The organism is Bradyrhizobium sp. LHD-71, assembly GCF_031157255.1.
Classification (GTDB): Bacteria; Pseudomonadota; Alphaproteobacteria; order Rhizobiales; family Xanthobacteraceae; genus P52-10.
Genome location: NZ_JAVIFX010000019.1, coordinates 30,620 through 48,293 on the forward strand (window position 1 = coordinate 30,620; position 17,674 = coordinate 48,293).

At 64.1% G+C, this 17,674-nt stretch carries 14 protein-coding genes; 4 read left to right on the forward strand and 10 right to left on the reverse strand.

Annotated elements, in window-relative coordinates:
• Positions 1–40 precede the first annotated feature (40 nt).
• The gene (locus RCO31_RS20790; protein WP_308970378.1) at positions 41–685 is read left to right on the forward strand and encodes a GNAT family N-acetyltransferase; all 645 of its coding nucleotides are present in this window, start codon (positions 41–43) and stop codon (positions 683–685) included.
• Between the two features lie 7 nt (positions 686–692).
• Here the strand turns inward: RCO31_RS20790 and RCO31_RS20795 are convergent, their stop codons facing one another.
• The 5 genes from RCO31_RS20795 to RCO31_RS20815 form a co-directional block, all read right to left on the reverse strand.
• A complete protein-coding gene (locus RCO31_RS20795) occupies positions 693–1,955 on the reverse strand; it encodes a TRAP transporter large permease subunit (protein WP_308970379.1) in 1,263 nt (420 codons plus the stop codon).
• Complete coding sequence (locus tag RCO31_RS20800) at positions 1,952–2,524, reverse strand: TRAP transporter small permease subunit (RefSeq protein WP_308970380.1); 573 nt, start codon at positions 2,522–2,524, stop codon at positions 1,952–1,954. Before RCO31_RS20800 ends, RCO31_RS20795 begins: the two co-directional genes overlap by 4 nt.
• 35 nt (positions 2,525–2,559) lie before the next feature.
• Positions 2,560–3,594, reverse strand: coding sequence for a TRAP transporter substrate-binding protein DctP (locus RCO31_RS20805; protein ID WP_308970381.1), 1,035 nt, complete (start codon positions 3,592–3,594; stop codon positions 2,560–2,562).
• Between the two features lie 247 nt (positions 3,595–3,841).
• A complete protein-coding gene (locus RCO31_RS20810) occupies positions 3,842–5,044 on the reverse strand; it encodes a cytochrome P450 (protein ID WP_308970382.1) in 1,203 nt (400 codons plus the stop codon).
• Between the two features lie 107 nt (positions 5,045–5,151).
• Positions 5,152–5,355, reverse strand: coding sequence for a ferredoxin (locus RCO31_RS20815; RefSeq protein WP_374991515.1), 204 nt, complete (start codon positions 5,353–5,355; stop codon positions 5,152–5,154).
• Between the two features lie 175 nt (positions 5,356–5,530).
• On the opposite strand from RCO31_RS20815, the gene RCO31_RS20820 reads away from it, so the two are divergent.
• On the forward strand, positions 5,531–6,211 hold the full coding sequence (locus tag RCO31_RS20820) for a helix-turn-helix domain-containing protein (protein ID WP_308970384.1): 681 nt from the start codon (positions 5,531–5,533) through the stop codon (positions 6,209–6,211).
• Between the two features lie 172 nt (positions 6,212–6,383).
• Here the strand turns inward: RCO31_RS20820 and RCO31_RS20825 are convergent, their stop codons facing one another.
• Complete coding sequence (locus RCO31_RS20825) at positions 6,384–7,526, reverse strand: tlde1 domain-containing protein (protein WP_308970385.1); 1,143 nt, start codon at positions 7,524–7,526, stop codon at positions 6,384–6,386.
• 351 nt (positions 7,527–7,877) lie between these two features.
• Here RCO31_RS20825 and RCO31_RS20830 point away from each other — a divergent pair, with 351 nt between their 5' ends.
• Both RCO31_RS20830 and RCO31_RS20835 read left to right on the forward strand, forming a co-directional pair.
• Positions 7,878–9,074 (forward strand): acyl-CoA dehydrogenase family protein, encoded by a 1,197-nt coding sequence (locus tag RCO31_RS20830; RefSeq protein WP_308970386.1) that lies wholly within the window; start codon positions 7,878–7,880, stop codon positions 9,072–9,074.
• Positions 9,075–9,076: 2 nt separating this feature from the next.
• Positions 9,077–10,165, forward strand: coding sequence for an acyl-CoA dehydrogenase family protein (locus tag RCO31_RS20835; RefSeq protein ID WP_308970387.1), 1,089 nt, complete (start codon positions 9,077–9,079; stop codon positions 10,163–10,165).
• Positions 10,166–10,311: 146 nt separating this feature from the next.
• Here the strand turns inward: RCO31_RS20835 and gyrB are convergent, their stop codons facing one another.
• The 4 genes from gyrB to dnaA all read right to left on the reverse strand — a co-directional run bounded on the left by gyrB (position 10,312) and on the right by dnaA (position 17,205).
• A complete protein-coding gene (gene gyrB / locus RCO31_RS20840) occupies positions 10,312–12,801 on the reverse strand; it encodes a DNA topoisomerase (ATP-hydrolyzing) subunit B (RefSeq protein WP_308970388.1) in 2,490 nt (829 codons plus the stop codon).
• Positions 12,802–13,040: 239 nt separating this feature from the next.
• Positions 13,041–14,180 (reverse strand): DNA replication/repair protein RecF, encoded by a 1,140-nt coding sequence (recF, locus tag RCO31_RS20845; RefSeq protein ID WP_308970389.1) that lies wholly within the window; start codon positions 14,178–14,180, stop codon positions 13,041–13,043.
• 166 nt (positions 14,181–14,346) lie between these two features.
• On the reverse strand, positions 14,347–15,465 hold the full coding sequence (gene dnaN, locus RCO31_RS20850; protein ID WP_308970391.1) for a DNA polymerase III subunit beta: 1,119 nt from the start codon (positions 15,463–15,465) through the stop codon (positions 14,347–14,349).
• Positions 15,466–15,777: 312 nt separating this feature from the next.
• On the reverse strand, positions 15,778–17,205 hold the full coding sequence (gene dnaA / locus RCO31_RS20855; RefSeq protein ID WP_308970392.1) for a chromosomal replication initiator protein DnaA: 1,428 nt from the start codon (positions 17,203–17,205) through the stop codon (positions 15,778–15,780).
• Positions 17,206–17,674 lie beyond the last annotated feature (469 nt).

Consider the following 17,674-nt stretch of genomic DNA (forward strand, 5'->3'; position numbering starts at 1 on the left):
TCGACGCCTCCTCGAGGGTTGACTGCGAGGAGCATGACGAATGAGTGATCTTCAGCCGACCGTGCGCTCACATTCGCGCCCGGCGGGTGCCGTGCGCGTCTTGAGGGCGAGTGAGTTACCGCTTCTGCGCAACCATCTTCTTCGGCTTGACTCGGCGAGTCGGCGCGACCGCTTCAATGGCGGCGTCGATGACGATTTCCTGGACAAGTACGCGTCCGGATGCGCCGACGAAGGCGTCATCGTCATCGGCTACATTGAAGGCGGTGAGGTCCGCGCTGCGGCCGAATTGCATGAGCCGAAACGTTCGGACGAAATCATGCCCGAGGTCGCTTTCAGCGTCGAACAGCATCTGCGCCGCAAGGGTGTCGGCAGCGTGTTGTTCAAGGCGCTGGTGGCTGAAGCCAAGCGCAGCGGGTATCGCCGGCTGCGCGTCACCACCGGCGCGCAGAATGATGCCATGCGCGCATTGGCGCGCAAGTTTGGCACCAGGCTCGATTTTCATCACGGCGAACTGTCAGGCACGATCGATCTTGCCGACGTGAAGCTTGCCAAGATCGAAGTGCCGCAGCTCAAGGTCAGCCGCGACCTGATGCAGGCCATGGTCGGATTCAATCAGGCCTTCTGGAATCCGCTGCTGCGGATGTACGGCGTGATCCCTGCGCCGAAGGAGCGCGAGAGGGCGTAAAGGGCGGCTAGCCCTTGACGAATGACATCGCGATCCATGGCTGCCAGACGACGAGCACGAGGCACAGCAGCAGCAGCAGGATGAATGGGATCGCCGCACGGCAAAGCAGGCCGAAATTCTGCTTGAACGCACTCATCGCCACGATCAGGTTGAGCCCGACCGGCGGCGTCAGGTAGCCGATCTCAAGATTGAGAATCATGATCAGCCCGAACAGCACCTTGTCGTAGCCATAGGCGCCTGCGACCGGCGCGAGCAGCGGCGCAAGGATCAGGATCGCTTCCCCCGTGGTCATCAGGCAACCGACCAGCAGCAGCAGGAGGTTCACCAGCAGCATGAAGGTCAGCGGGCTGGTGACGTAGCCCTGCATGAACTCGACCAGCGCCTGCGGCGCGCGATGCTCGGTGAGAATGATATTCAGGCTCAGGGCGACGGCAAGCACGGGGAACAACGAGCCGCCGAGCTTGGAGGTCTCCAGCACCACGCCGTAGAAATCGCTGAGTTTCAACTCCCGATGGATAAGAACCTCGACGAGGATCGCATAGCAGAGCGCAACCGCGGCGGCCTCGGTTGCGGTGAAGTAACCGCTGTAGATGCCACCAAGCAGAATCACCGGCAGCAGCGCGGCCCAGATTCCTTTCTTGAAGGCATCCCAAAGTTCGGCAAGGTTGAAGCGCTGGGTGGGAATGTGCCGGTTGACGAAAACTGCGTAGGTCGACAGCACGACGGTGATCAGAATTCCGGGTCCGAAGCCGGCGGCGAACAAGTCGGTGACGCTGGTCTCCGTCACCAGCGCATAGATGATCATCGGAATCGACGGTGGAATGATGATGCCCAGGGTGCCGCCGGACATGATCGCGCCGAGCGTGAATTTCAGGTCGTAACCGGCCTGCCGCATCGCCGGATACATCACCGACCCGATCGCGAGCATGGTGACGATCGACGAGCCGGAGATCGCAGCGAACACGGCGCAGGACAGGATGCAGGCCACCGCCAGGCCGCCGGGCAGCGGCTTGGTGATCGCCGCGAGAATCCGGATCAGTCGCTGCGCAATCGAGCCGCGCGTCATGACGTTGCCGCAGAGGATGAAAAGCGGAATCGACAGGATCACTTCCTTGTCAAGGCCGACCCACATGTCCTCGATAATGAAGTCGAGCCTGCCTTGGCCCCATTTCAGGTGAACGACCGCGGCGATGGCCAGCAGGATGACCAATAGCGGTTGTCGCAGCGCCAGCAGCAGGAAGATCAGCCCGACGATGAGGAAGGCCGTCATTCCTGAAACTCCGGCGGCTGCGGCCTGATCGCCGGCCATGCCGCGAACATGAAGTAGCGTCCGGCCGCCGAGAGGAAGCCGATCGGGATGGCGAGCTGGATCGGCCAGACGCTCCAGTCGAGCACCGGCGCGCGCAGGTCGGTCGCCATCGACGACTGGACGAAGACCCAGGCGTAGTAGGCGGTGCCGACGAGGAAAAGCCCGGTGATCACGTCGGCGAGGCGATTGAACCAGGGCTCCCAGCGAGCCGGGATCCACCCGAAACCGACACGCGGGACCAGATGGCTGGCCGTTGCGGTGGCGATGCCGATGCCGGCGAAGGATCCGATCACCAACGCAAAGATCGAGAGTTTTTGCGAGGCAAAGATCCCGGTTGCGGTGGCGGGAAAGCCGAGCATGCGCAACGACGGCCCCAGCACCTCGCGGCCGAGCACGTCGAGCAGGAGGATGATCGCAATGAACGAGAACGCGGCGACCGCGATCCAGCACTCGATCCGGTGCCAGAGGTCGACGACGGCCTGTGCGCGCGGAGCGGACCGTGCATGAGCTGGATCAACACTGCTTTGCATTGGCGCCGGCGCCCCCTCGCAATCCGCGCCCGCCCTTAGCTTCGCTTCTCGCAGACCTTTCGTCCGGCTTCCATCTGCTTGAAGAAGCGCTCGCCGTCAGCGCCGAGCTCCTTGACCATCGTCGGCCAGGCCGGCTGCAGCGCCTTGCGCCATTCGTCGCGCTGGGCGGGCGTCACCTCGACAACCGTCCCGCCGCCCTTGACGTGCATCTCGCGCAGCGTTGCCTCGAAGCCGCGGATCTCCTTGCGCAGCTGATCGGCCGACCGGCGGGCGACGGCGCGATCCAGCGCCTCGCGCAGATCCTTCGGCAAGCCGTCATATTTGGCCTTGTTCATCATGATGATGCCCGGCGCGTCGGAGAGTTCGACGCGAGTCAGCACCGGCGCGACCTTGCTCAGCCCGGAAGGCAGATAGAAGGTGACGACGCTCGTCTGCACATCGACCAGCCCGGTCTGGAAGGCGGACGCGATTTCGGTGATGCCGATCGCGTTCGGATTGGCGCCGAGCGCCGTCCATGTCGCCGCGGATACCTTGTTGGACGCGGAGGCGGCCTTCAGGCCGGCGACATCCTTCGGCGAGATAAATGGCCGCTTGCCGATCACGTCGGCGGTCCCGACCTCGGTCCAGCCGAGAAACTTGACGCCCTTCTTCGCCAGCGCGTCGCTCACGGCCTTGGTCATATGGTTGTCGATGGTGCAGTCCTGCTCCTCGACGTCCTTGAAATAGAAGGGCATGCCGAGCAGCGAGATCTCCGGGGTCAAAAGCGCGACGGCGCCGCTGGAAAAGCCGCCCATGTCGATCCGGCCGCGCGCGATCTGCTGGGCCGTGTCCTGCTCGTTGCCGAGCTGAGCGGCAATGAACTGCTCGATCTTCAGCCCGCCCTTGCTTTCCTCGTCGACGTCCTTGGCGAAGCGCTCGAGTTGCATGACCCACGGGGTCTTCGCCGGTGCGCCGGTCGTGTAGCGCAGTTCGAGAGGTTTCTTGTCTTGCGCCAAAACACCTGTCGCGCCTAGGGCGGCGAGCGCGGCGCCCGCGACAGCCAGACACGTCAGCTTGCAAAGCGTCTGCATCTCAAGACCTCCCGAAAGACATGTGTTCTCGGCGCTCCGCTTGTTTTTGTGTGCGCCGGTTGTTTGGCTGACTATGAGAATAATTGATCGAAGATGCAACGGGGACGAAGGCTCGCATTCATTCCGCAGTGCACGCGAAGTGGGTCGACAGATTGGTTTGGCGGACGCGCGGGAGAGCATGCATCCTTCTGCGCACGTCCGGTCCGAACTGGCGCGTGCGAAGCGGGGCCGATGCGTCGGCGGCCAGTCAGCCGAGCAGAAGCGGGAGCTGACGCGGGCCGCGAACGGTGCCTTCCGACCAGGTCACGGTGCCGGCCGGGTCGAGACTGAATTCCGGAATCCGCTTCAGCCATTCCTCAAGAGCGACCGTCATCTCCATCCGAGCGAGATTCGAGCCGATGCAGCGATGAATGCCGAGACCGAACGCGGCGTGCCGGTTCTCTTTCCGGTCGATGATCACCTTGTCGGCGTCCGGGAACATCGCCGGATCACGGTTCGCCGCGGGGAAGGACAGCAGCACCATGTTGCCCGGCTTCACCGGGCATCCGCTCACCGTTGCCTCCTTCATCACTTCGCGCGCCATCGTCACCGGTGAGTAGGCACGCAGGAATTCCTCGATGGCGAACGGCATGATCTGCGGTTCGGCCACCAGGCGCCTGCGGTCGGACGGTGTTTTCGCCAGGTGCCAGAGCGAGGAGCCGATCGCGCTCCATGTGGTGTCGATGCCGGCGATCAACAGCAGCCGCAGCGATCCCAGCACATGCGGGTCCGACAGCGGCTGGCCGTCGGGGCCCTTGGCGCGGGTCAGGTCGGAGATCAGGTCGTCCTTCGGCTGCTTGCGACGGTCGGCGACATGTTCGGCGAAATAGGCGCCCATCTCCTGCACCGCCTGCACCAGGATCGCATCGTTGGTGATGCCGAGTTCGAGGATTTCATGGATCCACTTGATGAAAAGCTCGCCGTCCTTCTCCGGAATGCCCAGCATGTGCGCGATCGCCCGCACCGGAACATGCTTGGTGTATTGCGCGGCGGCGTCGCACCTGTCGTTCTTGATGAACTCGTCGATCAGCTCATTGCAGATCGCGCGCACCCGCGGCTCGAGCCTCTTCATGGCGCCGGGCGTGAACGGCGGAAGCAGAAGCTGCTTGGCAGGCTTGTGGTGCGGCGGATCGGAGGTGATCGGCGGCGCCGGCGGCTGCGTGATCTCGGGGCGCACGTTACGCACCACGACGCGACGCGAGGAGAAGGTCTCGGTGTCGTACGCGATCTGCTTCACCGCTTCGTAGGTGGTCGGCAGATAGACGCCGAGAAAGCGGTTCGTATGCACGACCGGACACTTGCCGCGCAGCTCGTCCCAGATCGGAAACGGATCTTCCGTCCACTGCGGATCAGTGTGGTCGAAGTCGTTGACCCAGTCGGTTACCGGAACATGCTTGACATGCTCGTTCATGAACCTCTCCTGATCTCCAGCGTGGCCGGCGGTTCTGATCCAGAGCCGGTGCCCATCTGCCTCTCGACAGTGCGCTGCCCGGCGCATTGTTTCGATGACGTGGGCGCTTACTCTTCGCTGATTTCGATTGCCAATTCCGGACAGTTCGACTGGGCGAGATAGGCCTTGTCGACCAGGGCTTCCGGCACAGTGCCGTCGCCCATTTCATGGGCGTTGCCGAATTCGTCGAGCTCGAACAGCTCGGGGGCAAGCGACTTGCAGCGGCTATGGCCCTGGCATTTGTCCGGGTCGACGCGCAACCGGATAGGCATCGGCAAACCTCCCTCGCATGTCGCAGAACCCATCTTGCGCGGGCCGAAGCCGTCGCGCGCAGATGGACGAGCGCTGGGCCGCGTTTCGCCGCGGCGCCGTTGTTCTTGTTGGAAACAGTAGTCCCGGCTATATTATAGTTGTCAATATAATTTTGGTGATGAGTCTTTGACCGAGATGTCGCACGCCGCCGATTGGCCGCTTGTGCAGGATTTGCCCGGCATTTTACCGACGCGGCAGCGGCGCAGTCAGGAGACGACGGTTGCGCTTTTGGAGGCTGGCGCCGAGTTGCTGCGCGACTGCGCGTTCCATGAACTCTCGATCGATGAATTGTGCAGCCGCGTCGGCGTCACCGTCGGCGCGTTCTACGGCCGGTTCGAGAGCAAGGATGCATTCTTCGCCGCGCTGATGTCGCTTGCCGCGCGGCGCTGCCTGGCGGCGATCGACGAGGCGGTGGCAAAGGACGATCGCCTGCAGGCAAGCCTTCAGGCCGCATGCCGCGACGTGGTCGCCGTGGTGACCGACGTGGTTCGTCGGAATGAAGGGGTGTTGCGCGCCGCCATGCAATACAAGGCGGTGCAGCCGGCACGATGGATCACCGTGCGCGATACCGGCAGCGGCATTATCGAACGCTCCACGCTGCTGCTGCTTGCGCGGATGGGTCGCGGTCGAAAGGCCGCGAAGACGCGAACCATCGGCTTTGCCTTCCAGATGGTGTTCGGGACGCTGATCAATGCGGTGCTGAACAAGCCGAGGCTCGTCGGCCTGCATGACAAGGAGATGGTCGACCGGCTGGCGCTGGCGATGTTCCTGCAACTCGACCACGAGGCACGCGGCCGGAAGAAGACTTCGCGCTAGTGTCGTGGATCAGAAATTCGCACCATCGTCGCCGCGAGTCCATCGTGCGAATTTCTGATCCATAAACGACACTAGAATCATAAACTTGCTAGTGTCCTGATCGAATCCGAAGTTCGCTCTGAACTCGCTGCAAAGTATAGCGAACTTCGGATTCGGGACACTAGCTGGCGTCTCAGGCGAGCTTGGCTACCACGACCATCCGCTTGATCTGGCCGCGCTTGAAGGCCTTCACGAATGTCCCGTAGTCCTTGAAGGAGATGCAGCCGTTCGAATCGCCGCGCGGGCCGAGCAGGTAGGAGTGCGTGAGCAGACCTCTTCGTCCGAAGATGCGGCCGTCACCGCCGACCGGGTTCAACCGCAACGCTTCGACGCCATGAAAGAGCGCCTCGCGCATCGTCAGATTATAGACATGCGGTGGCGTGGCACCCTGCATCTTCACGTGCACATGGCGCGGATCGTCCATTCGCTTGCCGAGACCGGAATGCGCTTCGAGCTCGGTTCCGTCCGGCAGGTAAACGGTTCGCGCGCTGATGTCGTAGACGGCTGTCCATTGATCGTATTTCGGCATGCCGTCGAAGAGGATCGTTCGTGGGTCGGCGCCAACGCCGCCGTCAGGCGACGCATAGGCGAGCGTGGTTCCCGCGGGCTTCGGCTTGCCAAAAAGCCTCTGAAAGAGCGAGTTCTTGTTGGAGGAGATCAGGGCGAGGACAGTCGCCTTGTCTTCCACCGCCACCTTTGGCGTAGACTGGGCCGACAACGGCGCTGCCGATTCCTGCAACGAGGCGAGCTTGGACGGACGTTGTGCCGGCAGCGGAATGTTTTGTGCAGTCTGGGAGACTGCATCCGGCGATTGCGGAAATCTGTCTTGGGACTTCGGCGCCGCAGAGATCGACGCAAGAGAGTCGGATGTCGAAGGGCTCGGCGCCACGGGCTTGGCCAGCGCCACAAGGTGATCGGCGAGCGTTGAGGGTTTGCCTGCCGAAAGCGTGCCTGGCGTGAGTCGCAAATGGCGCCCGTCGAGCAGTCCGCTGTATCCGCGTTGCAGGGCTGCGAAGCTCTCTCGAATGACCGTCGACGCGGGAGCAGCCATGACCTCGACCTGCTTGGCCGGGGATTCGGTTGCGGCGTTGGCGATCTCGTTCGAAACGACGTGGCTGTAGACGGCCCAGAGACAGGTGGTCCCGACGAAGGCGAGCGCGACGCTGCCAAGAATGTTCTGCGGAAGCGCTCCAGATTTCAGCGAGACGGCCTGCGGGGAGGGACGTCGTGGGTCGCGTGCGGCGAACCCAAGGAGGGCGTCGGTGTCGGAACTCATTTACGCTACGCTGCCCGTACCAGATGCCGTTTTTTGTGGGCCGCCGCGTGGTTCCCCTCGGGTCCCCTCCATGGCTGCGACACGTTCCGAACGCAAAACTGCATCAGTCCCCTACCGTCGATTCTTGCGCCTTGGAGGAGCGTCTCGCAATTTTGCGGAGCGGCATTAAGACGGGATTTTAGTTAAATGCGGATTAAGTCCGGGCAGATCTAAGGCAGAACCGTCCTTGCGACAGGGAGCCAAGCGGCACGGCGAGGCCCGGGCGTCGCGAGAATGCTCTGGCGGCATCGCCTTGTCGTCGGTTAGCATAACGTTAACGAAATGCATACGCTGCAATAATGGGGGAGCGCCGTGGACCTTACCTACGGGCCCGAGCTTGAGGCTTTCCGCAACGAGGTGCGGGCCTTTATCGCGAGCCATCGCCACAAGGTGCCGCCGGCTCAGTCGGTCGCGTCCCGCCACACACCCGAAACTTTGGCCTGGCAGGCGCTGTTGCTGCAGCACGGCTATGCCGCGCGCACCATCCCGAAGCAATATGGCGGCTTCGGCGCTGCGTCGGATCCGTTGAAGACCCGGATCATCGCCGAGGAGTTCGCCGAAGCCGGCGTTCCGCCTGCGCTTGCAGGTATCGGCATCTCGATGCTCGTGCCGACGCTGCTCGAAAAAGGCAACGAAGAGCAGCGACAACGGTGGATCGCCCGGACGTTGCGCGGTGACGTCGAGTGGTGCCAAGGCTATTCCGAGCCGAACGCCGGCTCCGACCTCGCTTCGCTGCAGACCCGCGCGGTCGTCGACGGCGATCATTTCGTTATCAATGGCCAGAAGATCTGGACGTCGCGGGCGCGCTACGCCGACATGATGTTCTGCCTCGTGCGCACGGAGCCGGACAAACCGAAGCATCTCGGCATCAGTTATCTGCTGATCTCGATGAAGACGCCGGGCATCGAGGTGCGGCCGTTGAAAACCATGACCGGCCGCGCCGAATTCAACGAGGTGTTCTTCACCGACGTGCGCGTGCCGGTGACGCAGATCGTCGGCAGTCGCGGCGAAGGCTGGGCCGTCGCCAATGCGACCCTGAAACACGAGCGCGGCATGCTCGGCGATCCGAACGCCTCGCGTCGCCGGCTAACCATGCTGGCGAAGCTGATGCAGGAGGAAGCCGTCGACGGCCACCGGCCGATCGATGAACCGGTGTTGCGCGACCGGCTGATGCAGCTCGAAGGCCGGTTGCTGGCGATGCAGTTCACCGGCATGCGCAACGAGACGGCCGCAGCGAAGAAAGAAAGCCCCGGACTCGCCGGAATGATCATGAAGCTGCAGGGCTGCGAGCTCAATCATCAGCTCTCGACGCTCGCCATCGATGCGCTGGGCGAACTCGGCGTGCTCTACGACGACAGCCCGTATTTGCGTGCGCATGGAAGCTGGCAGTCGTCGTCGATGTTCGAACTCGGCCTGATCATCGGCGGCGGCACCGCCCAGATACAGAAGAACATCATCGCCGAGCGTGGCCTCGACATGCCGCGCGAGCCAAAAGTCGTGAGTGACTGAGCATGGAATTTGCGCTCTCCGAACAGCAGAAGATGATGCAGGACAGCGTCGATGGTGCGCTCACGAAGGCCTGCCCGCTCGATCGCGTCCGCGGCGCTGCCGACGGAGGCGCAGCGCCTGCGGACGACGTCTGGCGTGTGCTCGCAGACCTCGGTATCGCCGGCGTGCTCATTCCCGAGGCGCATGGCGGGCTCGGGCTCGGGCTCCTCGAGGCCGCGCTGATTGCCGAGACGCTCGGCAAGCATGTGGCGCCGGTGCCGTTCGTCGCAACGGCGGTCATGGCGCCGCTGGCGCTGATGGCGGGTGGAACAGCTACACAGCAGGCCCGCTGGCTGCCGAAGCTCGCGTCGGGTGAGGTGCGGGCCGCGGTCGCGGTCTCCGAGTATGCCGGCGGCGCACGGGAGAACGCGGGCGTGAGCGCGAAGGACGGCCGGCTTTCCGGCAAGGCGTTGTTCGCAATCGATTTTGCCGGTGCGGACATCATCATCGTCGCTGACCGCGAGTTGAGGCTGCATCTGGTGCTGGCGAATGCAGCCGGCCTGACGATGCGGGCGCTGCCGACGATCGACCGCACCCGATCGTTCGGCGAACTCGTGTTCGACGGCGTTGCAGCCGAGCCGCTTGCGGGCGCCAGCGAGACGGCGATCGCCCGCATCAGCGACGCAGGACGCGTGATGCTCGCGGCCGATACGCTGGGCGCCGGCTGGACGATGATCAACAAGGCGGTCGCCTATGCGAAGGAACGCCGGCAGTTCGGCCGCATCATCGCCAGCTTCCAGGCGGTGAAGCACCTCTGCGCGGAGATGGCCGCGCAGCTCGAGCCGGGGCGGGCGCTGGTGTGGTACGCGGCCTATGCGCTCGATCTCCGGCCCGACGAGGCGCCGCTCGTCGCCGCGCATGCGAAATCCTATCTCGGCGAGGCCGGCCGCTTCGTCGCGCGCACGGCGACCGAGGTGCATGGCGGCATCGGCATCACCGACATGCTCGGACTCCACTACTGGTACAAGCGCATCGGCGCCAACCGGCCGCTGCTCGGAAGCCCCGAACACATGCGCGAGCAGGCGGCGCGCCTGCATGAGTTTGTGGCGTAGGGCGCGGCTCAGCGCACTCGCTCCAGCGAGTCAGAGCCGTTCGAATACAATGCGGGAGTTCCGCGCCTCCTCGGCGACGAACGATGCCGGACGGCGATCACCACGCCTCCGGCGCTGGGTTGCACCTGTGCCGGAGGCCAATGACCCTACACGTCGACGCTGGCCGACAGCGCGTTGTCCTGAATGAACTCGCGGCGCGGCTCGACCACGTCGCCCATCAGCTTGGTGAAGATGTCGTCGGCCTCGTCGACCTCCTTCACCTTCACCTGCAGCAGCGATCGGCCGTTGACGTCGAGCGTGGTTTCCCAAAGCTGATCGGCATTCATCTCGCCGAGACCTTTGTAGCGCTGCATGGTGACGCCCTTCCGGCCGACATCCGTGACGGCCTCGAACAGGCCGACCGGGCCATAGATCAGCGTCTCGACATCCTTGCGGCGCAGAGTGCCGATGCGCGCGTAGGTGTCCTGCAGGCTGGCCGCGAACTCGTCCAGCTTGCGAGCGTCCGCGGAGCCCAGCAAGGCGTCGTCGATGACGGCATGTTCCCTGACGCCGCGCACCGTGCGCTCGAATGCAAAGCCTTCGCCCTCCGTGTAGCGCCCGCTCCAGCCGCGTTCGACCTCTTCGGCCAGCGCGTCCAGGCGTTTGGCGATGTATTCGGCCGCGGCTCCCGCCGTCGCCGGATCGGCTGTGACCCGCGGGTTCAGGACGCCGGCGATCGCCGCCTGCTCGACCACGCCGCGGTTGTAGCGCGAGTGCAGGCCGTGCAGCACGCTGCGAATGACGCGTGCGTCCTCGACAAGCGTCCGCAGGTCGCGTCCGCCGCGCTCGGAGCCGTTCGCGAGCTTCAGGACCGACTCTTCGAGCCCGGTGTCGATCAGATAGTCTTCAAGCGCGCGCTCGTCCTTCAAGTACTGCTCGGACTTGCCGCGCGAGACTTTGTAAAGCGGCGGCTGCGCGATGTAGAGGTGGCCCCGATCGATCAGCTCGGGCATCTGCCGGTAGAAGAACGTCAGCAGCAGCGTGCGGATGTGTGCGCCGTCCACGTCGGCGTCGGTCATGATGATGATCCGGTGGTAGCGCAGCTTGTCCAGCGTGAAGCGGACACCGCCCCGGCCCCCCGAGCTCGAATCGTCGTCCTTCTGTCCGCCGATTTCGATGCCGACGCCGAGCGCGGTCACCAGCGTGCCGATCTGTTCCGAGGACAGGATCTTTCCGGACTGAACCCGTTCGACGTTCAGGATCTTTCCGCGCAGCGGCAGCACCGCCTGGAACTCGCGGTTGCGGCCCTGTTTGGCGGAGCCGCCGGCCGAATCGCCCTCGACGATGAAGAGCTCCGACTTCGCCGGATCCTTCTCCTGGCAATCCGCCAGCTTGCCCGGCAGCGACGAGACGCTGAGCGGATCCTTGCGTATCGAGTCGCGCGCCTTGCGCGCCGCCTCGCGTGCGGCAGCGGCCTGGATCACCTTGCCGACGACCGACTTGGCTTCCGACGGATGCTCCTCGAACCATGCCCGCAGCGCCTCGTTGAGGACGCTTTCGACGACCGGGCGGACTTCGGACGATACCAGCTTGTCCTTGGTCTGCGACGAGAACTTCGGATCGGGCACCTTCACCGACAGAACCGCGGTGAGGCCTTCGCGACAGTCGTCGCCGGTCAGCGAAACCTTTTCCTTCTTGGCGATGCCGCTGCTCTCGGAATAGCCGGTGACCTGGCGCGTCAGCGCGCCGCGGAAGCCTGCGAGATGTGTGCCGCCGTCGCGCTGGGGGATGTTGTTGGTGAAGCACAGCACGTTCTCATGATAGCTGTCGTTCCACCACAGCGCGCATTCGACGCCGATACCGTTCTGCTCCGCCTGGATGGTGATCGGCGAGGGCATGATGCCGCTCTTGTTGCGGTCGATATATTTGACGAACGCCTCGATGCCGCCGTCGTAGCGCATCTCCTCGCGCTTCTCGACGGCATGGCGTCTGTCCGACAGAACGATGCTGACGCCCGAGTTCAGGAAGGCGAGTTCGCGCAGCCGATGCTCAAGCGTCGCGAAATCGAACTCCACCATCGTGAAGGTTTCAGGCGAGGGAAGGAAGGTCACTTCGGTGCCGCGCTCGCCGTTCGCATCACCGACTACGGCCAGCGGCGCGACCGCCTCGCCGTGCGCGAACTCCATGTAGTGTTCCTTGCCGTCGCGCCAGATGCGCAGTTGCAGCTTGGTGGACAGCGCATTGACGACCGAGACGCCGACGCCGTGCAGGCCACCCGAAACCTTGTAGGAATTCTGATCGAATTTTCCGCCGGCATGGAGCTGGGTCATGATGACCTCGGCCGCCGAGACGCCTTCGTCCTTGTGAATGCCGGTTGGAATGCCGCGGCCATCGTCGCGCACGGTCACCGAGCCGTCCGGATTGAGCACGATGCTGACCGACGCCGCGTGGCCCGCGAGCGCTTCGTCGATCGCGTTGTCGACGACCTCGTAGACCATATGATGCAGGCCCGAGCCGTCGTCGGTGTCGCCGATGTACATACCCGGACGCTTGCGGACAGCGTCGAGTCCTTTGAGCACCTTGATCGATTCGGCGCCGTATTCCGGCGAGGGAGTAAGTGCAGTTTCGGCGTCGGTACGCCGGGCAGGTTCGGTCATGCAAAGGCCCATGGGAGGCGCATCGAATCGAAGGCGATCCGGACGCGCGGAAAAGATGATTTTGTGCCACGAAAGCGGAAGTGCGTACAGGGCAATCTCTCGCCTTTTAAGCTATTGAATAGATGGTGTTTTTTAACACTTTTTCAAGCCTCGATTCAGCCCCTGGAAAGGGGCTTTGAAAGTCCGATTCGCAGGCGTCAATGGGGCCGTTTGGACCCGGATTCCGCCCGTGGACCGGCTTATTTTTTGAGCGCAACGCGGCCGGCCTCGACGTCGAAAACCTGCGCGCGGGGGCCGATTGCAGTGAAGGCCTGAGGGTCGGCGCCGGTCATCCAGACCTGCGCGCCGAGACGCTCGAGTTCTCCGAACAGCGCCGCGCGGCGACCAGGATCGAGATGGGCCACAACCTCATCGAGCAGGAGCAGCGGCGTGATGCCGGTCATCTGCGCGACGAGGCCTGCGTGTGCCAGAACGAGACCGATCAGCAGCGCCTTCTGTTCGCCGGTGGATGCATCCTTGGCCGGGGTGTTCTTCGGCGCATAGATGACGTTGAGATCGGTCAGATGCGCGCCGTCGAGCGTGCGGCCAGCCGCGGCATCCCTCGGCCGCGCTTCGCGCAGGATCGCGCGATAGCGATCCTCGACCGCGAGCGCCGGTTCGTTCAAGAGTTCGATCTCCATCCAGCCGTCAAGGGTGATCGTCGCGGTCGGAAACGCGGAGCCATCGCCGCGCGCCGCCAGTGCGGTCTGCAGCCGCGTGACGGTCTCACTGCGCATCGCCGCGACTGCGACCGCGAGCTGCGCCGTCTCGTGCTCGATCGCGTCAAGCCAGTGCGGATCGGCACGGGCGTCTTCCAGCAGGCGATTGCGCGAGCGCAGCGACCGCTCCAGCGCGTTGACGCGCGCGGAATGGCCGCTGTCGAGCGCAAGCACCAGGCGGTCGAGGAACCTGCGTCGATCCGAGGCCGGGCCGAGGAACAGTCCATCCATGGCAGGCGTCAGCCAGACCATGCGCAGATGGTCGCCGAAGGCGGCTGCCGACGAGACCGGCTCGCGATCGATGCGGCAGCGGCGCGTCGTGGTGGCCTCTTCCGCAGCCGGCGCGTCGATTCCAGTGCCAAGGGTTGCGAGGCCGAGCGCGCCCTCAACCTCGGCCGCGACCGCCCACGAGCCGTCGCCCTGGTTGTCGGCGACGTCGTCCAGAGTGGCCCGGCGCAGCCCGCGTCCCGGCGAAAGGAAGGAGATGGCCTCAAGGCAGTTGGTCTTGCCCGCGCCGTTCGGCCCCGCCAGCACCACCAGATCGCCGCGTACGTCGACGCTCGCCGCACGGTAGTTGCGAAAATGCGTCAGGCTTAAGCGCAGGATCCTGGAGACGGTCATCTGAGCACAGATATTGAGGTCGGGATGACCGCCGCAAGCCTCTCAATGCCGCCCACGAAGCATGAAACCCGTCCTGGGGAGCGCCAACGGCTCGATCCCAGCGCCGCAAAGGCGCGGATGCATTCGCGCGCCCTGCGACCGTTCCTCTTGAGATGCGGTCCGCGCCTCACACCCGCATCGGCATCAGCACATACAGCGCGCCCTTGGAGTCCTTGTCCTGGATCAGCGTCGGCGATCCCGGATCGGCCAGCCGCAGTACTGCGACGTCTCCCTCGATCTGAGCGGCGATATCGAGCAGGTAACGCGAGTTGAAGCCGATATCGAGCGCGTCGGCTGCGTAATCGACCTCGAGTTCCTCGGTCGCGCTGCCGGAATCCGGGTTCGTCACCGACAGCACCAGCTTGCCGCTGGCAAGCGCCAGCTTCACCGCGCGTCCCCGTTCGCTGGAGATCGTCGAGACGCGGTCGACCGCCTGCTCGAAGTCGTGCTTGTCGACGATGAGTTGCTTGTCATTGTTGGCCGGGATCACGCGGCCGTAGTCCGGGAAGGTGCCGTCGATCAGCTTCGAGGTGAGGACCACGTTGCCGATGGTGAAGCGAATCTTGCCCAGGCTGAGCTCGACGGTCACGGCGGCCTCGGGATCGTCGATCAGCCGCTGCACCTCGCCGACGGTCTTGCGCGGGACGATGACGCCCGGCATGCCGTTCGCGCCGCTCGGCAGCGCAAGGTCGATCTGCGCCAACCGGTGCCCGTCGGTGGCGACTGCACGCAGCGTCGCATTCGTTGCCGAGCCGGCGCTGTGCAGGTAGATGCCGTTCAAGTAGTAGCGGGTTTCTTCGGTTGAGATCGCAAACTGGGTGCGGTCGATCAGCCGCTTCACGTCGGCGGCGCCGAGCGTGAAGGTATGCGTCATCTCGCCCGCGGCAAGATCTGGGAAATCGCTCTCCGGCAAGGTCTGCAGCGTGAAGCGGGAGCGGGCGGCGCGGATGGCGAGCACAGCGCGATCACCGGTCGCTTCCAGCACGATCTGCGAGCCGTCGGGAAGCTTGCGGACGATGTCATAAAGCATGTGCGCCGGCACTGTGGTCGAGCCGCTGGTCGCAACATCCGCTGCAAGCGTCTCGGTGATCTCGAGATCGAGATCAGTCGCCTTCAGGCTGAGGCGTGAGTTTTCGGCGCGCAGCAGCACGTTGCCGAGAATGGGAATCGTGTTGCGGCGTTCAACCACACGGTGAACGTGGCCCAGCGACTTGAGAAGTTGCGCGCGCTCGACGGTGACCTTCATTACTCAAACCCGCCCGAATGATCCCGAATGATTGAGGAGCCACGGCCTCTTGAGCCGAGGCGTCGCAGCGTCTGGACCATATTCCGTTCAGGTTTGAACGGAGAACGTTCCAGATTCCTTTTAGTGGTCGCATTTTCTGGCGGAAAGCCGGTAGCCGCCTTTCCGGAAAATGCTCCTGGCTGGCGGGTTCCCGAAGGTCCGCCGAGGGGATCGCAGGGTGGCGCGGATGGCCGGCGAGCGCAAGAGTTGACCCCCGCGCCCGCAGCATTTTCGACAGCGTTTTCTTGGACGTCCGGGTGTTCCCGGTCGCCGTTATTCCTGAAGCTGGCGCTTCAAGAGCTCGACCTCGTCGGCCAGCACCGGATCCTTCCCCACCAGCGCTTCGATCTTGCGCACGGCGTGCAGCACCGTGGTGTGGTCCCGGCCGCCGAACCGCCGGCCGATCTCGGGCAACGAGCGCAACGTCAGCGTCTTTGACAGGTACATCGCCACCTGACGCGGCCGCACCACATTCGCCGTCCGGCGCGACGAAAGCAGGTCGGAGCGGCTGACATTGTATTGCCGCGCGACCACGCGCTGGATGTCCTCGATCTTCACCCGCTTCGGCTCCTGCGGGCGGATCAGGTCGCGCACCTCGCGCTCGGCCATATCGAGCGTCACCGGCTGTCCGCTCAACGTGTTGTGCGCCAGCAAGCGGTTGATTGCGCCTTCGAGATCACGGCCGTTGTGAGTGATCGACTTCGCCAGATATTCGAGCACCGCGTGCGGTACATCGAAGCCGTGGTGATGGACGCGGACCGCGGCGACGCGCGACTTGAGTATCTCCAGTCGCAGTTCTTCGCCGAGCGATCCCATCTCCACCACGAGGCCACCGGCGAGTCGCGAGCGAACACGGTCGTCGAGGCTTTCAAGATCGGATGGCGGGCGGTCGGCGGCGATCACCACCTGGCGGCCGGAATCGATCAGCGCGTTCAGCGTATGGCAGAACTCGGCCTGGGTCGATTTTCCCTGCAGGAATTGCAGGTCGTCGATCACCAGCACGTCGATCCCACGCAGCGTCTCCTTGAATGCAAGCGCGGTCTGGCTCTTCAGCGCCTGCACGAAACCGTACATGAATTTCTCGGCCGTGAGGTACAGCACCTTGCGTTGGCCGCTCGCGTTGCCGGCAAAGGTGACCGCCTGCAAGAGATGAGTCTTGCCAAGGCCGACGCCGGCATGGACGTACAGCGGATTGAACATCACAGGATCGCCGCGGCGGCCCTCCGCCACCTGCTTTGCGGCGGCGTGCGCCAGCGTGTTCGACCGCCCGACCACGAAGCTCTCGAAGGTCAGGCGTGGATCGAGCGGCGAGGGCCCGAATGCGTCGGCGGAGTCGGCAGTCGGCATGCCGTTGACACGCACGGCGCTCAGCGGCCGTGTCACGTTGCGGTCGCCACGCAGGTCCTCAGCGGGGACCTTGCCCTCCTTCATGAGCGCCGCCTGACGGATCGGCGAGCGAACCGTGAGGTCGACCCGCTGCAGCGTCGGAACCTCGGCCTGCCAGCACGAGAGGACGCAATCGGCGTAGTGCGACTGAATCCAGCTCTTCAGAAAGCGGGTCGGCACCGACATATGCGCAGCGCCGTCGCTCACTCTCTCGAGGTCCATGCGCGCGAACCAGCTCGAATAGACATCCTCGCCAACGTTGGACCGCAGGCGCCCCTTTACCCGTGACCAGCATTCGTCGTCATTGATAGCCATTGTCTGCATGTCTTTTCTGTCTGAGCCTGAGAGAAGAGTTGGGAATTGCGATGCCCGCACGCCTTGCGGACCCGCGCGACCTGACACCAGCGGCCGCCTGATTTCGGAGACGAGGCTTCGTCCGGCGCTTTCGAGCCGGGCCTCAAGTCAGTGAGTTGTCAGGCAGCGTCGGCGAAAGGTCAGCGAGGACTGGGCGGCTTGAAGCTGACAGAGCGGATGGGGAGCGAAGCGGCAGAGTTGAGGGCCACGTGCGCGTGGCTCGATGGGCGATCGTCGTCGAACGGCTGATAATGAGCCGACGGGAGCGTGATCAATTTAGCCTGCCCGATCAGTTTGCTTCGCATAATAGAGCCCCATGCCTCCCGCGGTACCGCCGCGGCAAGATTTGTAAGAACGCCAGTTTGTCCAGATTCAGTTTCGATGCCTGCAGCAATCGACCGGGTTGAGATCTCGGTCATCCTGCAGGATC

Coding starts and splice junctions, on each gene's coding strand:
- RCO31_RS20790 (WP_308970378.1), top strand. CDS start 41: ATGAGTGATCTTCAGCCGACCGTGCGCTCACATTCGCGCCCGGCGGGT.
- RCO31_RS20795 (WP_308970379.1), bottom strand. CDS start 1,955: ATGACGGCCTTCCTCATCGTCGGGCTGATCTTCCTGCTGCTGGCGCTG.
- RCO31_RS20800 (WP_308970380.1), bottom strand. CDS start 2,524: ATGCAAAGCAGTGTTGATCCAGCTCATGCACGGTCCGCTCCGCGCGCA.
- RCO31_RS20805 (WP_308970381.1), bottom strand. CDS start 3,594: ATGCAGACGCTTTGCAAGCTGACGTGTCTGGCTGTCGCGGGCGCCGCG.
- RCO31_RS20810 (WP_308970382.1), bottom strand. CDS start 5,044: ATGAACGAGCATGTCAAGCATGTTCCGGTAACCGACTGGGTCAACGAC.
- RCO31_RS20815 (WP_374991515.1), bottom strand. CDS start 5,355: ATGCCTATCCGGTTGCGCGTCGACCCGGACAAATGCCAGGGCCATAGC.
- RCO31_RS20820 (WP_308970384.1), top strand. CDS start 5,531: ATGTCGCACGCCGCCGATTGGCCGCTTGTGCAGGATTTGCCCGGCATT.
- RCO31_RS20825 (WP_308970385.1), bottom strand. CDS start 7,526: ATGAGTTCCGACACCGACGCCCTCCTTGGGTTCGCCGCACGCGACCCA.
- RCO31_RS20835 (WP_308970387.1), top strand. CDS start 9,077: ATGGAATTTGCGCTCTCCGAACAGCAGAAGATGATGCAGGACAGCGTC.
- gyrB (WP_308970388.1), bottom strand. CDS start 12,801: ATGACCGAACCTGCCCGGCGTACCGACGCCGAAACTGCACTTACTCCC.
- recF (WP_308970389.1), bottom strand. CDS start 14,180: ATGACCGTCTCCAGGATCCTGCGCTTAAGCCTGACGCATTTTCGCAAC.
- dnaN (WP_308970391.1), bottom strand. CDS start 15,465: ATGAAGGTCACCGTCGAGCGCGCGCAACTTCTCAAGTCGCTGGGCCAC.
- dnaA (WP_308970392.1), bottom strand. CDS start 17,205: ATGGCTATCAATGACGACGAATGCTGGTCACGGGTAAAGGGGCGCCTG.